This window comes from Rhodococcus sp. DMU1, from assembly GCF_012272955.1.
Lineage (GTDB): Bacteria > Actinomycetota > Actinomycetes > Mycobacteriales > Mycobacteriaceae > Rhodococcus > Rhodococcus aetherivorans.
The window spans coordinates 617,562-640,032 of the sequence record NZ_CP050952.1 but is presented as its reverse complement, the minus strand read 5'-3'; the positions used below and the strand labels follow the sequence as shown (position 1 = coordinate 640,032).

The 22,471-nt window shown below is 68.0% G+C and carries 24 protein-coding genes; 12 read left to right on the top strand and 12 right to left on the bottom strand.

Annotated features, from left to right (window positions below; genetic code table 11):
- Positions 1 to 18: 18 nt before the first annotated feature.
- Positions 19 to 807, top strand: a complete 789-nt coding sequence (locus HFP48_RS02915) for an SDR family oxidoreductase (RefSeq protein WP_168578997.1) — start codon at positions 19 to 21, stop codon at positions 805 to 807.
- 27 nt (positions 808 to 834) lie between these two features.
- Positions 835 to 1,674: a CoA ester lyase gene (locus tag HFP48_RS02910; protein ID WP_168578996.1), complete on the top strand. Its 840-nt coding sequence runs from the start codon at positions 835 to 837 to the stop codon at positions 1,672 to 1,674.
- A 57-nt stretch (positions 1,675 to 1,731) separates the two neighbouring features.
- Here HFP48_RS02910 and HFP48_RS31455 read toward each other — a convergent pair whose 3' ends face one another.
- A complete protein-coding gene (locus HFP48_RS31455; RefSeq protein WP_006942037.1) occupies positions 1,732 to 1,905 on the bottom strand; it encodes a hypothetical protein in 174 nt (57 codons plus the stop codon).
- 718 nt (positions 1,906 to 2,623) lie between these two features.
- Between HFP48_RS31455 and HFP48_RS02900 the strand changes: the two genes are divergently transcribed.
- Complete coding sequence (locus HFP48_RS02900; RefSeq protein WP_168578995.1) at positions 2,624 to 3,268, top strand: dihydrofolate reductase family protein; 645 nt, start codon at positions 2,624 to 2,626, stop codon at positions 3,266 to 3,268.
- Positions 3,269 to 3,392: 124 nt separating this feature from the next.
- Complete coding sequence (locus tag HFP48_RS02895; RefSeq protein WP_037201361.1) at positions 3,393 to 3,722, top strand: hypothetical protein; 330 nt, start codon at positions 3,393 to 3,395, stop codon at positions 3,720 to 3,722.
- Positions 3,723 to 3,811: 89 nt separating this feature from the next.
- On the opposite strand, the gene HFP48_RS02890 is transcribed toward HFP48_RS02895, so the two are convergent.
- Together HFP48_RS02890 and HFP48_RS02885 are read right to left on the bottom strand one after the other, a co-directional pair.
- A complete protein-coding gene (locus HFP48_RS02890) occupies positions 3,812 to 5,044 on the bottom strand; it encodes an SLC13 family permease (protein WP_168578994.1) in 1,233 nt (410 codons plus the stop codon).
- A 399-nt stretch (positions 5,045 to 5,443) separates the two neighbouring features.
- The gene (locus HFP48_RS02885; protein WP_246872510.1) at positions 5,444 to 6,892 is read right to left on the bottom strand and encodes an amidase family protein; all 1,449 of its coding nucleotides are present in this window, start codon (positions 6,890 to 6,892) and stop codon (positions 5,444 to 5,446) included.
- 124 nt (positions 6,893 to 7,016) lie between these two features.
- Between HFP48_RS02885 and HFP48_RS02880 the strand changes: the two genes are divergently transcribed.
- Positions 7,017 to 8,042 carry a helix-turn-helix transcriptional regulator gene (locus HFP48_RS02880; protein ID WP_168578992.1) on the top strand — a complete coding sequence of 342 codons (1,026 nt, stop codon included), beginning with the start codon at positions 7,017 to 7,019 and terminating at the stop codon, positions 8,040 to 8,042.
- Between the two features lie 193 nt (positions 8,043 to 8,235).
- On the opposite strand, the gene HFP48_RS02875 is transcribed toward HFP48_RS02880, so the two are convergent.
- Complete coding sequence (locus HFP48_RS02875) at positions 8,236 to 9,288, bottom strand: substrate-binding domain-containing protein (protein ID WP_168578991.1); 1,053 nt, start codon at positions 9,286 to 9,288, stop codon at positions 8,236 to 8,238.
- Between the two features lie 86 nt (positions 9,289 to 9,374).
- Between HFP48_RS02875 and HFP48_RS02870 the strand changes: the two genes are divergently transcribed.
- From HFP48_RS02870 to HFP48_RS02860, 3 genes are all read left to right on the top strand, one after another.
- Positions 9,375 to 9,806 carry a MarR family transcriptional regulator gene (locus HFP48_RS02870; protein ID WP_006932669.1) on the top strand — a complete coding sequence of 144 codons (432 nt, stop codon included), beginning with the start codon at positions 9,375 to 9,377 and terminating at the stop codon, positions 9,804 to 9,806.
- 114 nt (positions 9,807 to 9,920) lie between these two features.
- The gene (locus HFP48_RS02865) at positions 9,921 to 11,222 is read left to right on the top strand and encodes an acetamidase/formamidase family protein (RefSeq protein WP_230304401.1); all 1,302 of its coding nucleotides are present in this window, start codon (positions 9,921 to 9,923) and stop codon (positions 11,220 to 11,222) included.
- A 73-nt stretch (positions 11,223 to 11,295) separates the two neighbouring features.
- Complete coding sequence (locus HFP48_RS02860) at positions 11,296 to 11,913, top strand: AmiS/UreI family transporter (protein ID WP_006932667.1); 618 nt, start codon at positions 11,296 to 11,298, stop codon at positions 11,911 to 11,913.
- A gap of 39 nt (positions 11,914 to 11,952) precedes the next feature.
- On the opposite strand, the gene HFP48_RS02855 is transcribed toward HFP48_RS02860, so the two are convergent.
- Positions 11,953 to 12,402, bottom strand: coding sequence for a MarR family transcriptional regulator (locus HFP48_RS02855; protein WP_029547166.1), 450 nt, complete (start codon positions 12,400 to 12,402; stop codon positions 11,953 to 11,955).
- 115 nt (positions 12,403 to 12,517) lie between these two features.
- Between HFP48_RS02855 and couN the strand changes: the two genes are divergently transcribed.
- The 3 genes from couN to couM are packed head-to-tail and all read left to right on the top strand — an operon-like array spanning position 12,518 to position 14,825.
- On the top strand, positions 12,518 to 13,429 hold the full coding sequence (gene couN / locus HFP48_RS02850) for a 4-hydroxyphenyl-beta-hydroxyacyl-CoA dehydrogenase (RefSeq protein WP_168578990.1): 912 nt from the start codon (positions 12,518 to 12,520) through the stop codon (positions 13,427 to 13,429).
- On the top strand, positions 13,426 to 14,316 hold the full coding sequence (gene couO / locus HFP48_RS02845; protein WP_006932660.1) for a 4-hydroxyphenyl-beta-ketoacyl-CoA hydrolase: 891 nt from the start codon (positions 13,426 to 13,428) through the stop codon (positions 14,314 to 14,316). The genes couN and couO overlap by 4 nt, the downstream gene beginning before the upstream one ends.
- 29 nt (positions 14,317 to 14,345) lie before the next feature.
- Positions 14,346 to 14,825: a p-hydroxycinnamoyl-CoA hydratase gene (gene couM, locus HFP48_RS02840; protein ID WP_006932658.1), complete on the top strand. Its 480-nt coding sequence runs from the start codon at positions 14,346 to 14,348 to the stop codon at positions 14,823 to 14,825.
- Positions 14,826 to 14,907: 82 nt separating this feature from the next.
- Here couM and HFP48_RS02835 read toward each other — a convergent pair whose 3' ends face one another.
- Positions 14,908 to 15,465, bottom strand: coding sequence for a TetR/AcrR family transcriptional regulator (locus tag HFP48_RS02835; protein ID WP_006932656.1), 558 nt, complete (start codon positions 15,463 to 15,465; stop codon positions 14,908 to 14,910).
- A gap of 101 nt (positions 15,466 to 15,566) precedes the next feature.
- Between HFP48_RS02835 and HFP48_RS02830 the strand changes: the two genes are divergently transcribed.
- Positions 15,567 to 15,959 (top strand): SPW repeat protein, encoded by a 393-nt coding sequence (locus HFP48_RS02830; protein ID WP_006932652.1) that lies wholly within the window; start codon positions 15,567 to 15,569, stop codon positions 15,957 to 15,959.
- Here HFP48_RS02830 and HFP48_RS02825 read toward each other — a convergent pair.
- From HFP48_RS02825 to HFP48_RS02800, 6 genes are all read right to left on the bottom strand, one after another.
- A complete protein-coding gene (locus HFP48_RS02825) occupies positions 15,928 to 17,691 on the bottom strand; it encodes an FAD-dependent monooxygenase (RefSeq protein ID WP_168578989.1) in 1,764 nt (587 codons plus the stop codon). The two genes, HFP48_RS02830 and HFP48_RS02825, sit on opposite strands and share 32 nt — an antisense overlap.
- 143 nt (positions 17,692 to 17,834) lie before the next feature.
- On the bottom strand, positions 17,835 to 18,224 hold the full coding sequence (locus HFP48_RS02820; protein ID WP_029547162.1) for a nuclear transport factor 2 family protein: 390 nt from the start codon (positions 18,222 to 18,224) through the stop codon (positions 17,835 to 17,837).
- 77 nt (positions 18,225 to 18,301) lie between these two features.
- Positions 18,302 to 19,465 (bottom strand): acyl-CoA dehydrogenase family protein, encoded by a 1,164-nt coding sequence (locus HFP48_RS02815; protein WP_043801663.1) that lies wholly within the window; start codon positions 19,463 to 19,465, stop codon positions 18,302 to 18,304.
- A gap of 122 nt (positions 19,466 to 19,587) precedes the next feature.
- On the bottom strand, positions 19,588 to 20,229 hold the full coding sequence (locus HFP48_RS02810) for a 3,4-dihydroxy-2-butanone-4-phosphate synthase (RefSeq protein ID WP_168578988.1): 642 nt from the start codon (positions 20,227 to 20,229) through the stop codon (positions 19,588 to 19,590).
- Between the two features lie 79 nt (positions 20,230 to 20,308).
- Positions 20,309 to 20,761, bottom strand: a complete 453-nt coding sequence (locus tag HFP48_RS02805) for a flavin reductase family protein (RefSeq protein WP_044475691.1) — start codon at positions 20,759 to 20,761, stop codon at positions 20,309 to 20,311.
- 252 nt (positions 20,762 to 21,013) lie between these two features.
- The gene (locus HFP48_RS02800; RefSeq protein ID WP_168580507.1) at positions 21,014 to 22,288 is read right to left on the bottom strand and encodes a PucR family transcriptional regulator; all 1,275 of its coding nucleotides are present in this window, start codon (positions 22,286 to 22,288) and stop codon (positions 21,014 to 21,016) included.
- Positions 22,289 to 22,471: the final 183 nt, after the last annotated feature.

Here is a 22,471-nt window from a genome sequence, read left to right as displayed (position 1 = left end):
AGCAGAAAGAGCTCTCGCATGAACGCACCCGTCCACACCCCGGTCCTGGACCTGTTCCGACTCGACGGCAACGCGGCCATCGTGACCGGGGCATCGCGCGGTTTGGGCCGCGCGCTCGCCATCGCACTCGCGGAGGCCGGAGCCGACATCGTCGCCGTCGACATCGGGGAACTCGATCAGGTCGCCAAGGAAGTGCGCGCCCGGGGAGTCCGCTGCGCGACCCGCACCGCCGACCTCAGCGGCCTGACCCCCGAATCGGCGGCAGAACTCTTCTCCTGGGCCAAGACCGAGTTCCCGCACCCGACGATCCTGGTCAACAACGCCGGCATCATCCGCCGTGGTCCCGCGACCGAAACCACACCCTCGGACTGGTCGGCGGTGCTCGACCTCAACCTCACTACCCCCTTCCTACTCAGCCAGGCCTTCGCGCGGTCCGCCCTCGACGACAACGCCGCCGCCAGCATCATCAACATCGCATCGGTCAACTCGTTCCAGGGCGGGATGGAGGTCCCGTCCTACGCCGCCTCCAAACACGGAATCCTCGGCTTGACGCGCGCTTTGGCAAACGAGTGGGCGGCCCACCACATCCGCGTCAACGCGATCGCCCCGGGCTACATGGAAACCGAATTCACCGCCGCCCACCGCGACGACCCCACCCGGGCCGAGAACATGCTGCGTCGCATCCCCACCGGCACCTGGGGACGGCCGGAAGACGTCGCCGGCGCGGTCGTCTTCCTCGCCTCGGCCGCGTCCGCCTACGTCACCGGCACCGCCCTGTCCGTCGACGGTGGATGGCTGTCCCGATAACAACAGCGACTACCTGGAGGACCGCCCATGGCACCGATGCCCCCGGACCATCCCGTCGTCCCCGCCACCGATGCCCGATCGTGGTTGCTCGTATCCGCAGCCCACAGCCGGCATCTCGGTGACACGTGCACCGGAGCGGCGGACGCCGTCATCTACGACCTCGAAGACGGTGTCGTCCCCTCCGCGAGACCCGCGGCACGAGAAGCCCTCTACCTGTGGCTCACTCGCGGCGGCACCGGCTGGGTCCGAATCAACCCCGCCGGAAGCGAGGACTGGAACCACGACCTCGACGCACTCGATGGAGCACCCGGACTGCTGGGCGTGATGCTCGCCAAATGCGAATCGGCAGAACAGGTCACCGAGACCTTCATACGATTACCTGCCGGCACCCCCGTCCTGGCACTCGTCGAGTCGGCACTCGGCATCGAACGCGCCTACGACATCGCTTCCACAGAACCAACTTTCCGGCTCGCCTTCGGTAGCGGCGACTTCCGCCGCGACACCGGGGCAGCCGATCTAGCACCGGCCCTGTCCTACGCGCGGGGACGACTGGTGGTAGCGAGCCGAGCAGCGGGACTGCCCGGCCCCATCGACGGCCCCACACTCACCACCGCCGAGGACGCGCTCACCGACGCGCTCGCCGTGTCCCGCACCATGGGTTTGTCGGGCAAGCTGTGCATGCACCCCGAGCAGGCCCCCGTCATCAACCGCGCCCTGAGCCCTACCCCGACCGACATCGACTGGGCCCGCGACGTCATCGACCAACTCGGCGCGGACGGCACCCGTGTCAGAGACGGTAGCGACATCCCCCGGCTGGCCCGAGCCCGAGCGATCCACCGCCTCGCCTCCGTCTTCGCTCGATCGTGAGGATAATGGGACAGGCGTGACGAGAACCCAGTCGGCAGCACTCAGCGGCGGTGGGTGTCATGACAACGGAGACAGCACCCAGTACCGGCGGACGAGTTCGGGATGGCGAGCTCGCAGATGCAGACCGCACCACAGCGCGCAGTCGTCGGCGATCCACGGCCAGGCATTCCGGTCCCACTCGGCCGGTTCGGCGACCGCGTCCGCGACCGTGTTGTCCGCGCGTCGGTCCAAGGATCACGGTGGGATCGTCCCAGCGTCCCGTTCGAGGCGCGGAGGAGGATGCGACCAGCACGGCCGGGACCGGCCTCGGTGCACGCTCGGCGGATTCGTCGGTGGCGCCGAGCACCACGGCAACGTCGTCCTCGACGACGGCAATGGGCGCCCCGCCGAGACCGGGGTGGTACCGGCTGTGCTGACCTGTGGACAAGGGCTGGCTGCTGCCCGGCAGCAGCTCATCGAGGAGTGGGCCGGTCGACCGCCGGGCGATCGACCCTCGGTCCCGGCAGGCGATGCCGTCCAAGAGTTGGCCGACGGTGGCGACGGCGTGCTGTCGGCGAGGATCGACGAGTCGGTTCCCATCAGCGCGGCACCGCCACCTCCATCAGTACACCGGTCTCGATCCGTCCCGTGGTGTCGAGGTCGCGGGTGAACCACGTCGGGCTGCGATGAATGCCGCAGGAGGGATGGGGATCGGTTCGGTGAACCTGTGCATCTCATGCCTCGAGTACTCGACGAACCGCGGCACGACGGCCACGGACCCGGTGTCACCTGCGATCACCATGGCCGGGCGGCCGACGCCCCGACAAGGAACTCTGTTCCCCGGATGTTCCTCCCGTCGTCTCTCGAAGTGATCCGAATTTCGGATGATTGCCACCCCACCGATGAGTTTGTCCACCCCATGGAGTCTCAATCTCCGTATCATCCTCATCGAGAGTGCGGGAGGAACCGAGTGAATCAGCTGCTGAGAGTCCAGAACTTCACCGTCTCGTGTGACGGCTTCGGGGCCGGTGTACACCAGAGCCTCGAGAGGCCGTTCGGACACGCCGACCCTGGCGAGATGTTCGCGTGGGCCGGCGCGACGGCGAGCTGGCCCATGCGCACAGACCCTGGCGGCAGCCGTGGCCTCGACGACTACTTCACGCGGGACTACGCCCGCAATATCGGTGCCGAGATCATGGGCCGCAACAAGTTCGGTCCCCAACGCGGGCCTTGGCACGACCACGAGTGGCGCGGATGGTGGGGCGACGAACCCCCGTTCCGCACCCCGGTGTTCGTGCTGACCCGCCACCCGCGCCCGTCGTTCACCCTCTCCGACACCACCTTCCACTTCGTCGACGGCGACCCGGCCACGGTCCTCGAGCGGGCGCGGGAGGCGGCGCGGGGCAAGGATGTCCGACTCGGTGGCGGGACTACCACCATCCGGCAGTTTCTCGAGGCCGACCTCGTCGACACCATGCACGTGGCAGTCTCGCAGGTGCAGCTCGGATCCGGAGTACGACTCTGGGAGTCACCCGATGAGCTACTCGACCGGTTCCATCTCGAGGTCGTGCCCAGCCCGAGCGGCGTGACGCACCACCCGTTCTGGCGAAGGTGACGCCCGGGCACGGACTTCTCGCATCGAAGTCACCTCAGCCGAGTCCGGTGTGCGGCGTTCCATACCCAGGGGTTCCGAAAAAATCTACTATCCGGGGATAGTTCGTCGTTGTTACCGTCGGCGGATGGCTGTCCGCTACCACGTCACCTCCGTGCTCAACCGTGCTTCCATCTCGCGATACGGCCTGGACTGGAATCGGATGGATGCCGCGCCCGGTATCGCCGGTAGCCGACGGCCCGAGCAGCAGGGCTGCTTCCTCTGCGCCGGCGAGTGGGAGCGGGACTGGTTCGTGCAGATGAACAACACCGGCGGCGCGGTCGACGTGTGGGAGGTCCACGGTATCGATGCCGAGGATCTGGTCGAGTCTCCGGAGGGCCACTACTACTTTCCCGGGGTCATTCCCGCCGCCCGTCTGCGGCTGGAGCAACGGGACGTGCCGCCGGTTCACCGCTGAGGGCTGGTCGCCGGAGCCGGGACGCTGCACCGTGCAACGAGTTCGACCCGGAGGTTGCGCCGAGGTGGTCGGTCAGGTCCGACGCGGAGTCAGGTGACGATCCACAGCGCCAGAACCGCGACGACCAGGGTGAGCGGCGTCGTGATCACGCCGAGCCGGGTGTAGGTGTAAAGGTCCGGACGGCCGGCGGAGCCTTCGAGCAGACGTCGCCACAGCATCGTGGCGAGGGAACCGACGTAGGTGAGATTCGGACCGAGGTTTACACCGAGCAGCGCAGCAAGGATCAGAGCGGGCGGGGCCCCGGGGCCCAGAGCGGTGAGGAGCATCAACGTCGCGGGAATGTTGTTGACGACGTTGGCGGCCACCGCGGCTGCGGCCGCCACCCCGAGCAGCGCCCCGAGGCTCGACTCGGTGGGCAGCACGTTCGCCAACGCGTCGCCGACGGGGCCGGACGAGACGCCGGCGACAACGACGGCCAGCGCGAAGACGAACACGCAGAACCACAGATCGGCGGCGGCGAGAACTCGCCGAGGGGTGGTGCGATGCCGCCGCAGGGCCGGGACGGCAAGGGCCGCCGCGCCCATCGCCGCCGCCCACACGGGTTCGATCCCCAGCGGCCCCGTCGCCGCGAATCCGACGAGGGTGGCGGCGACGATCCCGAGCGCGTAACGCGGCGCGTGCACGGGCGGTATCGGGTCGGGTTGCAGCGGTGGCAACGAGGCGAGGTCGCGCGCGAAGAACCACCGGAAGACGAGACCCTCGACGAGCACCACCGCGAGCCACGGCAGCGTCATGAGGACGGTGAAGTGCAGGAATGTGAGCCCGGTAGCGGTGAAGGCCAGCAGGTTCGTCAGGTTGGAGACGGGCATCAGCAGCGACGCCGAGTTCGCCAGGTGCCCGGTGGCGTAGACGTGCGGTCGGGGCGACATCCGCAGCGCCGTCGCGGCCCGCAGGACGATCGGCGTCAGCAGGACCACGGTGGCGTCGAGACTGAGCACGGCGGTCACGACGGCGCTGGTGACGAACACGGCGTTGAGCAGACGTCGCGGGTCGTGATTCGCGCGCCGGACGAGAACCGACGCCACCCACGCGAACACGCCGAGCGCGTCGGCGAGATGCCCGAGCACGAGTATGACGGCGAGGAACGCAACGGTCGGGAACAGCGTGCGCAGCTGCTGCTCTACTTCGTGCGGGGTTACGACGCCGAATGCGACGACCGCGGCCGCGGCCGGCAGTGCCACGAACACCTCCGGCAGTCCCCACGGACGCATCACGGCGAAGACGAGCACCCCGGCGAGCATCGCCACCGCTACAGCAACCACAAGGTCGATAGTGCCAGCGCACGAAATGCTCGGGCACCGAACTCCGAGCACGCGATGAACGTCCAGAAACGGCGCGCCGACAGGAGCAAGCCGGCATGTTCCCTGCCGGAGGTCCTGCTCGCCTCGGCAGCGGCACAAGCGGTCTCGCTGCGCCTTGCACCTTCGCCCCGCCCTGCCCATTCCACCAACGAGCCGGGGTCAGCGCTGGTGCGCCGTCAGGGCATGCCCGAACGGCGCACCCACGACTATGGGGGGCCACGGGGCGGATCGAGGGCGGTTCACCGAAAGAGACGCGTGGAACCGGCCCGGCACCGTCGCACCCAGGTCTTTCGCCGGCTCGGACTCGCGGCGTGCGAGCGGCGGCCCCGGTTCGCGCCTCGACGCCGGGGCCGCCGCCGGTCAGGCGTGGACGCGAGGACGGCGATGCGCCCACGGCATCGCCCGCTCCATCGTGCCCGCCAGTTGCAGCAGGGTCGCCTCGTCTCCGTAGCGCCCGGCGAACTGCACCCCGACCGGCCAGCGCTCGGCGGACTGCCCGAGCGGCAGCGAGAGCGCCGGATGCCCAGTGGTGTTGAACACCGAGGTGAACGCTCCGTAGTCGAAGATGCGGTCGTACCATCCGCGCGCGTCCAGCTCCGGGTTGTCGGCGTCGAGGTGCCCGAGCGGGACGGTCGGTTGCGCGGTCGTCGGTGTGAGGAGCACGTCGTACTCGCCGAGGAAGCGTGCCACCTCGCGGCGCACCGTGTTGAACACCCGGTCGGCGGCGTACAGATCGCGCGCGGTGAGCGTCGCGCCGTACCGGGCGCACTCGAGCGTCGTCGCCTCCAGGTGCTCGCGGCTGGGGGTGACGCCCAGCAATTCTGCGGTTGCGTAGACGCCGTCGGCGAGGAAGCTGCACCAGGCGGTGAAGTTCGCGTCGTCGAAGGTCTGCGCGTCGATACGCGGGGCCGCCTCTTCGACGTGGTGGCCGAGTCGCTCGAGTACTGCCGCCACCTCCTGCACCGTGGCGACGGACTGCGGGTCGACCGCGCGGGACGGGTCGTACGGGGTGGTGCACACCGCGATCCGCAACGGCCGCACGTCCTGCCCGACCAGCTCGGCGAACGGGCGCTCGGGCGCCGGGAGCAGATACCGATCGCCCGGCTCACTGCCGTGCACCGCGTCGAGCAGCCCGGCACTGTCGCGGACGGTGCGCGTCACCGCGAATTCGATGCCCAGGCCCATGAGCGGGTCGGCGTATTCGGGTCCGGGGGTGGTGCGGCCCTGGGTCGGCTTCAGGCCTACCAGCCCGCACGCGGCGGCGGGGATCCGGATCGACCCGCCCCCGTCATTGGCGTGTGCCATCGGTAGTGCACCCGCCGCCACCAGCGCCGCCGACCCGCCGCTCGACCCGCCCGGGCTGCGGTCGGTGTCCCACGGGTTGCGAGTGGGGCGCCCGTACGCGGCGGCCGCCTCCGTCGACGCGTTGAACCCCAGCTCCGGCGTGGTGGTCACGGCCATGGTGGCCAGGCCCGCGCGGCGGAAACGCGCCATCAGATAGGTGTCCTCCGCGGGCACGAGACCGTCGCCGAACAGCCGGCTTCCGTTGCGCTGCGGGACGCCGGCCGCGTGCGCGATGAGGTCCTTGATCGCGAACGGTACGCCCGCGAACGGGCCGTCGCTGCTGTGGTCGAGCGGGGTGGCGAACCGTTCGCCGGCGACTGCGCCGAGAACCGGATCGACGGCGTCTATCGCCCGCGCCGCGACGTCGTGCACCTCGGCCGGGCTCACCTGCCTGTCAGCAATGAGGCGGGCCAGGCCGGTTGCGTCGTGCGCGGTGTAGTCGTTGATGTCCACGGTGATCTCCATTCGGGGGAACGAACGGCCCGACAGTAGGGTGACGCCCGTAACACAACATCGGCCGAACGACCGATGCGCGAACGCCGAAACGATGCCCCTGGCCAACGCGCGACGCGCCGGGGATGATCACCTCATGTCCCGCGCCGACACGGAACGCCTCGCGGCCGCGCTGGCACTGAGTGCACGCCTCGCCCGCGACGACAACCCGCCCGACCCAGCTCGCGTCCTGTTCGAGCTGTCCGCGTGCGTGCCGTTCGCGCATGGCGCCATCTCTCGCTGGGACGCGGCGCGCGGGTGCCACCGCACCGCCTCCAGCCTCGGCTACCCGCGGCCGATCGTCGACGCGATCAATCGCTTTCTGCCCCGCCACCCGCTGTTCGACGACATGCTCGGCCGGCGCCTGCCGCAGCAGCTGTGCACGGTGCCCCCGCGGCTGCGCCACGGTCCCGTCTTCGACGAGGTCATCGTGCCGCAGCAGTACACCGACGGCCTCAGCCAATGCCTGTTTGCCCCCGACGGGCGCTATGTGGGGATGTTGAACCTGAGCGCTGCCGGTGGACGGGTGTTCGATCGGGAAGACCTGGTCATGGTGGCGCTGCTCGCCGCCGACCTCGCCTGCGTCGTCGACCCGGCTGCCGCGCCCGGCCCCGCTGACCGAGATCCGGGGCGCGGGATCGTGCTCGTTGTCGCCGCATCCGGCGCGATCGACCGCCCCCTCGACGCGCCCCCGGAGCCCGCCGCCGCCGCGCTCGTAGCCGCGGGCGACGGGCTGCGTGCGGTCGCGGCCGAGGTGCGTCGCCGCGGGCGCGCCGCCGACTACCTGCTCATCGCCACCGGCATTGTCTACGACGCCCATCTAGCGCCCGCCCGCGGCGGAGGGGTCCTCGTGCGGGCGCGCGTCGTGCCACCGCCCGACGGCTTGACCGTGCGGGAACTGCAGGTGCTCGGCCTGGTGCGTGACGGCGCGTCGAATACCGCTATCGGTCGGGAGCTGGGAATCCGCCCGTCGACGGTGTCCACCCACTTGGAGCACGTGCTGCGCAAGACCGGCGCCGCCAACCGCACGGTTGCAGCCGTGCGTGCTGCCGAGTGGAAGCTGCGGCTCGTCGACCGCGCCGCGCCGCCACCGGTCCTCGCCGGCCACGCGCCGGCGTCGTGACCACGGCCCATGGCCTCGCTGAGTCCGATCCACGCCGAGGCGCCGTGGGACCGGCCGGTGTGTTCCTGCCCTGTCCCGGGATCCCCGCGGAAATGCATGTGCTTCCAGTCCTGTTCGAACCGAGGCATGGCATCTGTCCGGCTGGTCTCCTGCGCTGATGACCATCGGGAGTCCTGCGCCCGGAGCAGGAGCGTCAGAGCGTGGCCACGACGTCGAATTCGTACCCGTCCGCCACGGCCATGTGCACGTCCTGGTGCATCAACCCGGCGCTGGCGTGCACCGACCCGCGCGGGCCGTCGTACCTCAATGTGCCCGAGTGACGGAGGATCTCGTCGATCGTGTTGGATCCGGCCGCGGCGGTGAGCGCGGCGAGAGTGGTCACGCCCTCGTAACACGATTCGGCGGCGTTGTTCAGCGGTGGTGCGCCCGGACCGAACCGACGGACATAGGCGGACATGAAATCCTGCGCACACGCGGTGACGAGTGATGTGAAGTAGCTCGCGGCGACGAACAGGTTTTCGGTAGCGTCCGCCCCGCTTGCCAGTAGCATGTTCTCCTCCATCAGCGGACTGAACCGCAACAGCCGCTGATGCAGACCCCGTCCGCAGAACGCCCGGTTGAACGCGACTGCGTCACGACCCACGAGCAACATGACGGTGCCCTCGGCGCCGCTCTTTTCGATACGCGGCAGCACCCGGGAGAAGTCGGTGGTGCCGTAGTCGACGTAGATCTCCTCGACGACCTGCAGATCGAGCTCGTGACAGTAGGCGCGGATGGCGGGGACGGTCCGTCGCGGCCACACGTAGTTGGCGCCGACGACCGTCCACCGCCGGATGCCGGCGTGCTCCCGCAGCCATCGCAACGCGGGACCGATTTGCAGGCCCGGGGTTTCACCGGAACAGATGATGCCCGGACGCGACTCGCCGCCCTCGTAGAGGGAGGTGTACACGTACGGGATCCGGTGGGCCAGGACCGAGGAGAGCTGCTCGCGTACCGTCGAGATGTGCCAGCCGGTCACCGCGTGGATGCGGTCTGCGGCCAGCAGTCGAGCGATCTCGGCGCGAAGCTCCGGCGCGGGCAGGCTCGCGTCGATCACCTCGATTTCCACCTCGCGGGCGAGGATGCCGCCGTTGTCGTTGAGGGTCGCGGCGGCGAGGTTCGCGACGGCCTCACACGACGGACCGTAGATTCCGCCCGGCCCGCGCAGTGGAATGACCAGTCCGATGCGATAGCTCCTCGACATCATCGAGCCTCCTTGCGGCCGCTGCGCGAGCGGTGGAATATTCATCTGGAAGTATTGCGTTCGGAACGATGTCTCAGCAAGGGGTGCCCATGGTGCAGGCTGATCGGGACGACGCGGTCATGGTGGATACGCTGGCGGTCGATCGGGCGGCCGCCCTGGTCCGCGCGGCCGTGCGGGGCGCCCTCACCGGGTCGGATCTCACCCTCGACCAGTGGCGGGTGGTCGACCACCTCGCCTCCGTGGAAGAGGCCACGATGAGTGCGATCTCCGCCGTCACCCTCATCCCGGGGCCGAGCCTGACCCGGACGGTCGATCGGCTCGTCGACGCCGCGCTGGCGTACCGGACCTTGGATTCCTACGATCGGCGACGCATGATGGTCCGCCTCAGTGCCCGCGGCATCGCTCGTCATCGTGCACTCGCCCCGGCGGTGACCGCCGCGCTCGCGGACGCGTTCGCCCCGCTCGCGCCTGCGGAGCTGCGTGAACTGGGAACGCTTCTGGAGAAGCTCACCACTCGCTGACCGTCGCCCCCGTGTGACTCACGGATGCTGCCGCGTGCCGCGCGGCAGCTTTCCTCGCGCGCCACGCACCCCTGCGCACGGAGGTAGCGGCGTCCGCTCCGAGATTATTTCCACTTGACACAGTTCCAAATGGAAGTAAATTGTGAGCCGCACCACGCACATCCCCCATTGGAGGTCGGACAGATGTCAAGCGATGTTGCTCTCCCCCGTTCGCTCGGAGCCGACGTGGACTTCACGCGCTCGGGCGTATCCCGTTTCCCCAACCGCGATCTCGGCGTTCCGAGATTCTGCTGCGAGGTGGGCGTTCCCCTTGCCGAGCAGAAGGAGCTCGGGCACAACCGCTGGCATCCCGACATTCCGCCGCTGCACGAACTGGATCCGGGTGACGAGGTGATCCTCGAAACCCCCGGCTACGACGACTACCAGCTCCAGGATGCCGACGAGGACCAGGACATCCGGGATCTGGACCTGACCCGTACCCATCCGATCGCCGGACCGGTCTACGTCAACGGCGCCGAGCCCGGCGACCTACTGGTGGTCGATGTTCTGGACGTGCAGCCGCTCTCGGGTATCGGATACTCGAACATCCTGCCCGGAATGGGCGGACCACTGGCGAGCTGGTTCCCTCGAGGCTTCAAGACGGTGTGGGACCTGCACGGTCTGTTCGCGACGAGCCGGCAGATCCCGGGCGTGGAGATCCCCGCGATCAGCCACCCCGGTGTGATCGGCGTGGCGCCGTCGCACGAGCTGCTGCAGATCTGGAACGAGCGGGAGGATCCGCTGATCGCCGACGGCCTGGCCGGCCCGCGGGAGGACGCGATCGCGACGTCGGTGCTGCGCACCCTGGAGGGCGACGAATGGGCGCGGGTCGCCGCCACGGCGGCGCGCACGGTGCCGCCCCGAGAGAACGGCGGCAACCTCGACATCAAGAACCTCTCCCGCGGCTCGCGGGTGTACTTCCCGGTTTTCGTCGAGGGGGCGCTCTTCTCGTGCGGCGACCTTCACTTCGCCGAGGGCGATGGTGAAATCACCTGGAACGCCATCGAAATGGATGGGTCCACGTGGCTGCGGTTCAACCTGATCAAGGGTGGCATGGCGAAGTACGGGGTGCGGAACCCGATGCTGCGACCCTCTCCTGTCGACCCGAACTTCGGTACCCGGTACCTGTCGTTCACCGGTTTGTCCGCGCGCGGCCGGGAGCAGAAGTACATCGATACCACCATGGCCGCGGTCGACGCCGTCGAACAGGCGATCGACTACCTCGGTAAGTTCGGTTACGCGCCCGAGCAGGCGTACACGATCATCAGCGTCGCACCGTGCGAGATGCACGTCGGCGGCATCGTCGACATTCCGAACGCGGCTGTCACGCTGAAGATTCCGCTCGACATCTTCGACAAGGACATCCTCCCCCAGTAAGTCGACGGGTCCGCGGTGCCGGGATGCTCGGACGCCCCGGCACCGCGGGCGCCTCGGCGGAAAGCGACCGCAGATGACCGATGTCGGATTGTTCTACGTCGGTGCCGTCCTGATCGTGAACGGCATCATGCTTCTCGGGCGGATCTCCGCCCGCGCCGCTGCGCCGCTGAACCTGTGCGTCGGCACCCTCCAGGTGGTGATCCCGACCGTCCTGATCGTCACCACGGACGGTGGCGGCGCCGCAATCGCCGGGGCAGCCGGTCTCTACCTGTTCGGCTTCACGTACCTGTGGGTCGGGATCAACGCTGCGACGGGATGGCCTCCGGAAGGGTTGGGCTGGTTCTCCCTCTTCGTTGCGGTGGCCGCGGTCGGGTTTGCCGCCCGCACCTGGTACGACGGCGGCCGGCTCTTCGTCGTATTCTGGCTGGCCTGGGCCGGGCTTTGGTTGCTCTTCTTTCTGGTCCTGGCTCTCGGCCGCACCGAACTCACCCGCTTCACCGGTGCCGTGGCGATCACGGAGGGGGTGCTGACCGCGGCTGTTCCGGCAGGCCTCGCACTTGCCGGACTGTGGATCGATTCCGCCGCCGCCGCTCTTGCCGCGACCGCACTCGGAGGCACCGTAGTGGCGGCGCTGTGGCTGGTCACCCGTCCGGCATCGATCGATGCGTCGACTCCTGCCCGGCAAGGCTGACATGCACCCAGCGCCGTCGGCGAGGCGGCTTGCGGCCGTTCAGGAGACCGAGTTCACCGACTCGGGAAAAACCATGCGGCCGAGCACATTGCGCATTTCGGTGAGAAGAGCCGGGTTCGCGCCGGCGAAGTGCCGGTCCGACACCTCCTCGCTGAGCCGGCGCGCCTCGTCGCACAGCTTTCGCCCCTCGTCGGTGGCGACGATGAGCTTGTTGCGCCGGTCGCCCGGATCCGCGGTGCGCGCGACGAGGCCGCGGCTCTCGAGTTCGTCGACGATCGCGACGATCTGACTGGGATCCAGTCCCATGTCCGCGGCGATGCGGCGCTGCGCCACACCGGCGGGTTCGTCGCACGCGAGGGAGAGCACCGTGTACGGGCGCACCCGCAGCCCGAGCGGGGCGAGGGCCTCGTTCACCGATCGCACCACCATCGCGCTGGCACGCGTCAGCAGAAATCCCAGGTCGTCCTCGAGGACGCGTCGACGTTCCATTCCGACAGCCTTTCGTCGTGACCCTCAGGGTAACAGTTCCTCAATCGTTGACTTTTTCAATAATAGATGTTCCTATGTGATTGGGAGTACATCAGCTCGAGCAACGGAGGATCTCGTGGACCTCAGCAACAAAGTCGCCGTCGTCACCGGTAGCGGACAGGGCCTCGGCCTCGCCTACGCCACCGAGCTGGCCCGTCACGGCGCCGCGGTCGTGATCAACGACGTCGACCGGGCCACCGCCGATGCCGCCGTCGCGACGATCACCGCCGCGGGCGGACGCGCCGTCGCCGTGGTCGCCCCCGTCGGCCCCACAGAGACGGCGAGGAAGCTCGTCGCGGCCGCGGTCGAGCACTTCGGCCGCCTCGACGTGATGGTGACCAACGCCGGCATCCTGCGCGACAAGGTGCTGTGGAAGATGACCGACGACGACTTCGACGCCGTGATCGACGTGCACCTGCGCGGCACCTTCACGTGCGTGCGCGAGGCCGTGCTGCGCTTCCGCGAGCAGGGCGAGGGCGGGCGCATCATCGCCATCGGCTCCCCCGCCGGCCAGCGCGGCAACTTCGGCCAGACCAACTACGCCGGCGCCAAGGCCGCCGTCGTCGGCATGGTCCGCACCTGGGCGATAGAACTGCAGCGCGCCGGCATCACCGCCAACGCCGTGTGCCCCGTCGCCGTCACGGCGATGACCGAGACCGTGCCGATCTTCGCGCCCTACATCGAACAGATGAAGCAGACCGGCGAGCTGCCCGCGGTCATCCGCCGCGAGGTCGGCATGGGCACCCCCCAGGACGTCGCGGGCCTGATCGCCTTCCTCGCCTCCGACGACGCCGCCGCCATCACCGGTCAGGCGTTCTCCGTCGGCGGGGATCGCCTCGCACTGTGGTCGCACCCGCAGCTGACCGCCACCGCCTTCCACGACGGCGGCTTCTCCGCCGACGACGTCGCCGCCCAGTGGCCCATCGTGTTCGCCGACCGCGTCGAGTCCGTCGGCGAGGAATTCCCCGAGGAGGTGCTCGCCAAGTGAGCCGTTACGAATACGGCATCGACTTCGACAAGATCGACGCCCTCGATATCCACACCCACGTCGAGATCGACGGCTGCGGCCACCGGTCCATGGACGACGAACTGATGGCCGCGTCGGAGAAGTACTTCAAGTCCGGCGAGGAACGCACCCCGACCATCAAGTCCATCGCCGAGCACTACCGCGAGCGGAACATGGCCGCGGTCGTGTTCACCGTCGATGCGCAGTCGGCCACCGGGCACGCCCCGAACTCGGTCGAGGAGATCGCCGAGTTCGCCGCCGAGAACAACGACGTGCTCATCCCGTTCGGCTCCGTCGACCCCCTGCAGGGCAAGGCCGCCGTCCAGCGGTTGCGCCGCCTGGTCGACGAGTACGGCGTCAAGGGCTTCAAGTTCCACCCGAGCATGCAGGGCTTCGAGCCCAACGACCGGCGCTTCTACCCGCTGTACGAGGCCCTTGTCGAGGCACAGGTGCCGGCCCTGTTCCACACCGGGCAGACCGGCATCGGCGCGGGGCTGCCCGGTGGGCACGGCATCAAGCTGCGCTACTCCGACCCGATGCTGCTCGACGACGTCGCGGCCGACTTCCCCGATCTGACCATCGTCATGGCCCACCCCGCTGTACCGTGGGTCGACGCGCAGATCTCCATCGCCACCCACAAGGCGAACGTCTACCTCGACCTGTCCGGCTGGTCGCCGAAGTACTTTCCGCCGCAACTGGTCAAGGCCGCGAACACGATGCTGCGCCGCAAGGTGCTGTTCGGATCCGACTTCCCGGTCATCCAAGTGGATCGATGGCGCAACGATTTCGCCACTCTCGACATCAAACCCGACGTAGCCCCGATGATCTTCAAGCAGAACGCGCTGCGCGTTCTCGGCATCGAGCGCTGACGTCGGTACCTGCGAACCGAGGAGTTCCCATGACCATTCCCGCCACCGCCACCACCCACGTCGCCACCCTGGACGATCTCGAGGCACTCGTCGGGCAACCGCTCGGTGTCAGCTCGTGGCTGCCCGTCGAGCAGGACCGCATCCAGACCTTCGCCGACGCCACCGACGACCACCAGTGGATCCACCTCGACGTCGAACGGGCGAAGAAGGAAAGCCCCTTCGGCGGCCCCATCGCCCACGGCTACCTCACGCTCTCGCTGATCATCCCGATGTGGAGCGAGGTGCTGAAGGTCGACAGCGTGACCATGGCCGTCAACTACGGCCTGAACAAGGTCCGCTTCACCAACCCCGTTCCGGCCGGCGGCAAGGTCCGCCTCAACGCCACGCTGAAGTCGCTCGAGAAGCTGCCGAAGGGCGGCGTGCAGATCACAATCGACGGCATGATCGAGCTCGAGGGCAGCGAGCGGCCCGCCGTCGTCGTCGAGGCGGTCTACCGCATGTTCGATTAGCGGCCGCCGCCTGCAGCCGAGCGAATGTACCCTTCCGTCGATCTACAAGGGGGAAGGGTACATTCGCTCGTTCCAGGACGGCTCACGGTTGCACGAACGCGGGCAGCAGCGTCTGCGCGACCCGTTCGTTCCAGTTGGCGTCGATGTCACCGCTCCGGGCCCGTTCCGCGAAGTAGGCACCGACGATGCAGTCCAGAAATGTTTCGACGTCGAGGTCGGCTCGCACCAGTCCCCGCGAGATGTGGTGTCGCACGACCTCGGTCAAGGTGCTGCGGTGGCGCACGAGCACCGAGCGGATGAGACCGGTGAACGCGGGATCCGCATCGGTCACCAGCGCAGCAAGGCCGCCGAAGCCGACGCCCCCGTCGACCGAACGGAGGGACTGCTCGGCCAGCCACGTCAGCACCTGGTGCGCGGTGGCATCCGGCGCGGGAGGCGCGGGCTGCGCGATCGGCTCCATCACCGCGGTGAGCATCTCGTCCCGGTCGCGGTAGCGGCGGTAGATGGTGGTGCGGGCCATGCCCGTGTGTGCGGCCACGGCCTCGATCGTCACCGCCTTGGGCCCCTTGCGACGCAGCAGCTCGAGCACGGCGTCGGCGATGCGTTCCTCCGGCGTGGCAGTCCCCTCACCTTGCCGCATGCGCCCCCTCCTGTCCGCTGTCTCGACTTACGACAATCCTACAATAGCGCTACACTATATGTAGCTACGCAACATGTAGCGATTCGAAGAGAGGGACGCACATGAAGATCTCGAACTCGTCGGCCGGAGCGATCGCCCTGATCCTGGGCATCGTCACCATGACCGCATCGGTATGGTTCGACACCACCCCCGTCGGCTCCGGGGTCACTCTCGGACTGGGCGCCATCGCCGCGATCTACGCCCTGTGGTCGCTGATCGCCCGGGATCCGACCAAGGACCACTGGTCCCTGTCCGTCGTCGGCCTGATCTTGTTCATCTCGCCGTGGATCGGGCAGTTCGCCGGCGACGGCGCGGCCTGGACCGCGTGGATCGCGGGCGCGCTCATCATGCTCGTCGGCAGCAGCGCCTACCTCGCCGACGAGTTCGCCGACGTCACGGCGTCGACCCAGGGACGGTCCCCGATCACGAAAACTGTGGTCCTCGAACAGAAGTAATGGCCAAGCACGCGGATGTGTCGACTCGACCGGTGACCGCCCCGATCAGCGCGGACACATCCTCGGGAATGCTGTTTCCGCGCCACGCCACGTGACCGTCCGGCCGCACGAGTACGAGATCGGCCTCGTAGACGGCGCGCACCGTGGCGTCGTCCACCGCGAGCACTCGAATGGGCATGTTCGCGGCGGCTGCAGCATCGACCAGTTCCGTCGCGGCGTCCTTGCCGACGAAGCTGACGATCGTGAACGTGTCGCGGTAGGCGTCGAGCATGGACCGGCCGTCCGGCAGCCGCACGTGCGGTGCGCGTGCGCCGGGAAGAGTGGTGGGGATGTAGGTCGAACCGTCGTTGTCGGGGACAGGACTGTCGTCCCGGACGATCACCGGCGAGGCGTACACATACCCCATTTCCACGCCGAAGCTCTCGTGCTCACCGGTGTGGGAAGCGAAGTACTCCTCCAGGGCGTGCCGGTGCTCGTCTGCTTCGGCGGTGTCGGCTTCGACGAGTTCGCGGTCGACGAGCTGCTGGGCTTCGACGTGGACGCCGAGATGGCGGAACGACCAGTCCCGGGCCATGACCGCGACCGGACGACGCTCGGTTTCGTAGCTGTCGAGAAGATCGTTGCCGCCGTATCCCTGGATGACTGCGGCGAGCTTCCATCCGAGGTTGACGGCATCGGCGATGCCGGTGTTCAGTCCGTATCCGCCGGTCGGGATGACCTCGTGGGCGGCGTCGCCTGCGACGAACAGCCGACCGAGGCGGTACCGGTCGGCGACGAGTACGTTCGCGTGCCACACACTGCTCTGCAGGACCTCGTCGACGTCGAGGTGCCGGCCGCAGACCGCGTCCAGCAGCTCCTGCTTGTCGATGTCTTCGGTCCGCACACCGTCGGTGATGGCGCTGGTCTGCAGCGTCCACGTGTCGCGTTCGTCCTGGGCGATGATCGCGCCGACGCCGCCGCCGACGAAAAAGGTGTGCCAGAACTGGCCGTGCGCGTGCAGGGTTTCGAGATCCCGGGACTTGAAATGCACCTGGCAGAACGTGATGACGCCGCGCTCGCCCTCCATGGTCAGCCCCATGGCGCGGCGCACGACCGAGGCGGCGCCGTCACATCCGACGACGTAGTCCGCCGCGAGTGTGTGGACGGTGCCGTCGACCGGGGAGGTGATCTCGATCCGGGCGCCGCTGTCGTCCTGGGTGACGGCGGTGACGCGCCAGGGCCGGAGAACCTCGATGTTCTCGTCTGCGAGACAGCGGCGCATGAGCAGCTTTTCGACCTCGATCTGGGTGACCCGCTGCCAGGCGTGCGCCGGCGTGGTGCCGTCGTTCCTGGACGCGATCCACTCGGACATCTCGTCGACGCTGGGGTACTTCCAGCGGCCTACCTGCCGGCCTGCCATCGAGGTGCAGAAGACGACATCGTGCGAGTGCTCCGGGGCGACGCCGACCGACCGGATGTCGTCGACGAGACCGAGCCGGTCGAGAAGCTCCATGCTGCGCGCATTCGTCAGATCCATCTTCGGAAAGCGGGTCGTCTGCGGAGCCTGTTCGACGAGGGCGCTGCGGATCCCGTGCAGGCTGAGTTCGAGCGCGAGAATCATCCCTACCGGGCCCGCGCCGGAAATCACCACCGGTCGCCGCGACGACACATCGATCGCCGTGGCGGCGTTCGTCGACGACGACTCGGGGCCGACCGAGTCCTGTTCCGGCTCGCGACTTGTGGGATGGTTCATGGTGGTTCCTTTCGAGGTGTTCCACCCCGTACGCGATCGTGGAGTACGACGGGGCGTGGGGGATGCGCAGGGTGGGGCGATGTGGCGTCACCGAGTCGGGTGGCTTCCACCGGTAGGTCTGCGGCAGCAGCCGCCTCTCGGTGTCAGCGCGCGGCGACGACCGGGCTGGGATCCATGAAGATCAGATACTCGGTCACTTTCCCGTCCTCGATGCGGGTGCGGGTGACCGCGGGAAGGGTGAACGTGGTGCCGTCGTTCATCGTGTACGTGACGTTCACATGCAAGGCGGTGACGTTCCCGTCGAACCATTCTTCGAGGATGACGTGCCGCATTCCGGCGACCGATCCCAGGTAGGACGCCACCCACTCCTGGATCGCCTCGCTTCCTTCGACCGGGTCGTTGTTCCCCATGCGGAAGATGCAGTCCGTGGAGAAGTACCCGAAGAATCGGGCGATATCGGTGTCCGCAGCATGAAGAAGGTTGCGGGTGATCTCGAGGGCGGTGAGATCGTGGGAGGTCGTATCCGATGTCATGGCGTTCACTTCCGTTGCGGTGAAGGTGCTCGTACGTCGCGCACCTGGAGGCGTGTGGGTGGACCGATTCGGGTGTGTCAGAGCAGCGGGTCGGCGACGGGGAGGTCGAGGGTGAAGCGACCCATCGTTTCCGATGCGGTGTCGATGTCGAGGAAGGCGTGTACCGCCAGGACATTGAGGTCGCGATGGAAGCGCTGGATCGGCGAGGCGGTGCGGAATCCGTCGCCGCCGATGCCGCGCACCATGTCGTTGAGTGCATTGCGGCACAGGTCGGTCATGTACGCCGCCTTCAGTTTCATTTCGGCCCGGTCCTGCGGATCCGACTGCTCGGGACGCTGTGCGGTGAGGCGTTCGAAGAAGGCGTGCAGGAGAGTCTCTGCGGCGTCCGCCGCGGCAAGGGCACGGCCGAGCCGCATCTGGGCGGCCTGCTTGCCGGCGGCCTTCTCCTGGCTCAAGGTTCCCTGCCGTTGACGGGTGCGGTCGACGAAGGCGTTCGTCGCCCCCCGCATGGCGCCGACGACGACGGGGGTCACCTCCGCCATCGCGAAGGGCAGGAACGGCAGGTGGTACATCGGGTTCTCGTGGATCAGCATGCCGGGGGCCGTGCCGGCGAGGGCGAGGTCGAACGGGCCGGTCCGGTAGTCGGGGACGAACACGTCCTCGACGGAGACGTCGTTGCTGGCGGTCCCGGCCATGCCGGAGATGTACCAGGTGTCGTGGATCTTGACCTCACTGCGAGGAACGAGGAACCACAAAGGCGCCGGCGGGCGCCCCTCCTCGATGGAAACTCCTGCGAAGGTGAACCATTCGGCGTGGGCGGAACCGGAGTTCCAGGCGGTCTGGCCGGTGATCCGGTAGCCGCCCTCGACCTTCTGCACTCCGCGCAGCGGGGCGGCAGTGCCGGCGGTGAGGGTGTAGGGCTTGTCCGCGAACATCTCCCGCTGTGCCTGCTCGGGGAAGATGTTCACGCGCCATGCCGCGCCGATGTAGAAGGAGGTGACCCACCCCGTCGACGGGCACACAGCGCTGATGGCACGAACGATGTCCGCTGCGACATCGAGACCGAGTTCGAGCCCGCCGTACGCTTTCGGTGTCAGCGTCGCCAGGATCCCCGAGTCGATCAGGTCGGTGATCGTCTCGTCGAGCGGCGCTCGGTTCTCCTCGGTTTTCTGGGCGCGTTCGGCCAAGACCGGCACCAGGTCGTTGACGCGGCTCATCAGTTGATCGGCGGTGATGTCCATGGTTTCCTCGCTTCGGGATGGGGGTGGTCGAACTGATCGCAGAGAGCTGACCCACGCCGGCACCGCACACCTCGGGTGCGCGACATCGGCTGGATCGGAAGAGATTCGGAAAAGGGTGGCGGTCAGCGGGAGCGTTCGTGATGCTCGTCGGGTGCTACGAGGGTGAGGTCGTAGCTGTCGGCCAGTGCCTCGGCGTCGTGGGGGCCGGCGGTGTTCACCGGGTCGCTGATGCCGTCGAGTTCGGCGAAGACCGCACCGGAGTATTCCGGCCGTGCCAGATCGGTCAGCGCGAGCGCGCAGGCGGCGACTGTTCGTCGCTCGCACAGGACTCGCGGATCGACCCGCACGGGGACGAGGTGCCCGGGCCTGCTGAGGTCGTCGACGCTCGAGCGGGGATCCGCGAGCACCCGGGCGGTGAGAGCCCGATCTGCCCCGGAGATGCCGGTGGTGACTCCGGCCGAAGCGTCGACGGCAACACATTGGCCGTATGCGCATACCGACGGTGCGCGCGAACTCGGAGTGGCTTCGGGCAGACCGAGCCGGTCGCAGTCCCGCTCGTGGAGGGCCACTTGGACGAATCCCGTGCTGTGTCGAATGACGAAGGCCATCTGCTCGGTGGTCACGGTGCCTGCACATCCGACGAGCACGAGACGAGCACCGTGCCGCAGGATGATCAGTTCGCCTCGTGCCAGGGCGCGCATGCCCTCGGCTGCAGTCGACCACGGTGTCCGCGGGAGAGCGGCGTATGCAACGGAGGTGGTCATGACTTTCCTCTCTTCGAGGGTGTTCGGCGCTGGGAAGCAGGGGCAGAAGCGACAGACGCTGCCGACCGGCACTGTCCGGTTACACCATTTCCAGCGCGCAGTGGGTGCCGAAGGTGCGGCGGTGATAGGTGAGGGGGTCGCTGTCGCGCTGCTCGGCGGCGACGACAGTGCCCAGCACGATCATGTGGTCGCCGCCTTCGAGGATCCGTTCGACGGTGCACGCTACCCATCCGGCCGCACCGGTGATCCGGGGCAGGTCGTGGTCGATGTCCCAGCGGACCCCGTGGAACTTGCCGAGGCCGTTCTTGGTGGCGAATTTCAGGGCGGCGCTGTGTTGGTCACTGGACAGGATGTTCAGGCCGAACTTGCGCGACTCGGTGACGAGTTCGAGGGTTTCGGACCCCCGGTCGAGGGAGACGAGGACCATCGGAGGGTTCATCGACAGCGAGAGGAAGGCGCTGACGGTGGTGCCGACAGGCAGCCCGCCGTCCATGGAGGTTGCGACGGCGACGGGGGTGGCTACGTGCGCCATCACGTTCTTGAATGTTTCCTGGAGCGAGGTCAACGGACGTGTCCTTCGATCGACCGCGGGACATGCCGCGGGTCTGGAGGATGGGGCGCCGGGACCCGCTTCGACTGCTCTCACCGCGGTGGCCGGCTGTGTTCTAGGACACAAGTAGACCGCACGGGTTGCGCCTTGCGCATTGGTGCGCAGCCTAAGGTTGCGCACCAACCTTGGTTTCCAGACCAACCTGCGGACGCGGGATGCCGGTACCGCCGAGCGCTATTCTCGGGCGAGCGGATCTCCTCGAAGCCACTCGTGAATGCGGAGCGCGGCACGCAGGTCGGTGGTCGTCTCCCCCGAATGACCACACAGATTCAACGCCTTGTGCACGCGATAGGTCACCGTGTTCTTCGAGATATGCTCTGCCGCAGCCACCTTGGACAGACTGTGATCCATGTCGAGATAGCGGCGCAGCGTCGACCGAAGCTCTGCCATGCGAGGTTCGCGCTGCGCGAGTGGGCCCAGCAGCCGCGATGCGAACTGTTCTGCCGCGTCCGGATCCGACAGGAGCAACACCTCGAGTGCGACGTGTTCGTGGGCCACGGTGCAGGGACCCTGACCCGGGCGAAGGCGGATCAGCCGTTCGACCGCCTTGGCTTCGGCATGGCTTCGACGGAAGCCCTCCACCCCGACGCCCGTCTCCCCTACCACGACGAACGCGACGTCGAACGTGGGTAGCGCATACCGGTGCGGCGAACTCCCGGAGGTCATGGTTCCCCATGCCCATACCGTCTGGAGCCCGACCGGTAGTACCAACGAGGCCGACGGGACGCCTCGCTGCCGCAGGACGGTGTCGACGACGGCACGCAGATCCCGGGTGGAGTGCGGTCCGCTCCACGCGACGAGTGCAATGTGGGGGCCGGCGAGCGCATAGCCGAGAACCTTCTCGGCGTGGACCCGATCGACGTCCTCGGCGCCCAGGATCTGGTTCACCAGATCGAATCGGGCTGCAGACACCCCCGCGGCCCAGACACTCTGCTCCTCGATGAAAGCCGAGGCAGCCACGGCCGTGAAGTCGTCGTGCACTTCGAAGAGCAACACCGAGATCCGCCGAAGTTCGGCACTGCTCTCCGTGGGCGGGAGCACAAGGCGCGCCGCGTCGAGCAGGGCCGCGGCCAGCACGGCGTACCCCACGCGAATGGCACGCAGCAGATCGTCGAGGGCCATACCTCGACGAGCGAAGTCCCGGGCGATCTCGCCCACCTCGGCACTGGCCAGCGTGGTGTCGGGCTCGCCGAGACCGGCCACCAACATCAGTGCGCGCAGCGTGGTGGAGGTGGTGGCACGACGTACCGCCTCCCTGGCAGCCGCCTCGTCCGCCAGGGCCGGTATCTTCTGGGCAATCCTGGCGGCGATGTCCTGACCGACCTCGACCGCCCAGGTCACCGCCCCGCCCCCGAGAGCCTCCCTGACGCGCTCGGCATCCGGGCTCAGCCACTCGTCCTCGGCCTGGGGTGCACGTGCTCCCGAGAGCTCATCTGTCCAATGCGCCACTTCGGCATCCTTCCGATCCGACCCCGGCACGGTGTGTAGACGACTCTATTGGGCTCCAGACCAACTCTGTCCGGATTTCTTGGCTTCCAGCCCGTAGCCGCACAAGGCGACATCGGATGGAATTGTGCAACAGATCACGTGACAGAGACCACATCAAGAATCCGTCCCGGCAGCGCCGTCGCT

Coding starts and splice junctions, on each gene's coding strand:
- HFP48_RS02875 (WP_168578991.1), bottom strand. CDS start 9,288: ATGATGTCGAGGAGCTATCGCATCGGACTGGTCATTCCACTGCGCGGG.
- HFP48_RS02815 (WP_043801663.1), bottom strand. CDS start 19,465: ATGGACATCACCGCCGATCAACTGATGAGCCGCGTCAACGACCTGGTG.
- HFP48_RS02885 (WP_246872510.1), bottom strand. CDS start 6,892: ATGGAGATCACCGTGGACATCAACGACTACACCGCGCACGACGCAACC.
- HFP48_RS02860 (WP_006932667.1), top strand. CDS start 11,296: ATGACCGATGTCGGATTGTTCTACGTCGGTGCCGTCCTGATCGTGAAC.
- HFP48_RS02820 (WP_029547162.1), bottom strand. CDS start 18,224: ATGACATCGGATACGACCTCCCACGATCTCACCGCCCTCGAGATCACC.
- HFP48_RS02835 (WP_006932656.1), bottom strand. CDS start 15,465: ATGCGGCAAGGTGAGGGGACTGCCACGCCGGAGGAACGCATCGCCGAC.
- HFP48_RS02880 (WP_168578992.1), top strand. CDS start 7,017: ATGTCCCGCGCCGACACGGAACGCCTCGCGGCCGCGCTGGCACTGAGT.
- HFP48_RS02810 (WP_168578988.1), bottom strand. CDS start 20,229: ATGACCACCTCCGTTGCATACGCCGCTCTCCCGCGGACACCGTGGTCG.
- HFP48_RS02805 (WP_044475691.1), bottom strand. CDS start 20,761: ATGGCGCACGTAGCCACCCCCGTCGCCGTCGCAACCTCCATGGACGGC.
- HFP48_RS02915 (WP_168578997.1), top strand. CDS start 19: ATGAACGCACCCGTCCACACCCCGGTCCTGGACCTGTTCCGACTCGAC.
- HFP48_RS02895 (WP_037201361.1), top strand. CDS start 3,393: ATGGCTGTCCGCTACCACGTCACCTCCGTGCTCAACCGTGCTTCCATC.
- HFP48_RS02910 (WP_168578996.1), top strand. CDS start 835: ATGGCACCGATGCCCCCGGACCATCCCGTCGTCCCCGCCACCGATGCC.
- HFP48_RS02870 (WP_006932669.1), top strand. CDS start 9,375: ATGGTGCAGGCTGATCGGGACGACGCGGTCATGGTGGATACGCTGGCG.
- HFP48_RS02855 (WP_029547166.1), bottom strand. CDS start 12,402: ATGGAACGTCGACGCGTCCTCGAGGACGACCTGGGATTTCTGCTGACG.
- HFP48_RS02825 (WP_168578989.1), bottom strand. CDS start 17,691: ATGAACCATCCCACAAGTCGCGAGCCGGAACAGGACTCGGTCGGCCCC.
- HFP48_RS02830 (WP_006932652.1), top strand. CDS start 15,567: ATGAAGATCTCGAACTCGTCGGCCGGAGCGATCGCCCTGATCCTGGGC.
- couM (WP_006932658.1), top strand. CDS start 14,346: ATGACCATTCCCGCCACCGCCACCACCCACGTCGCCACCCTGGACGAT.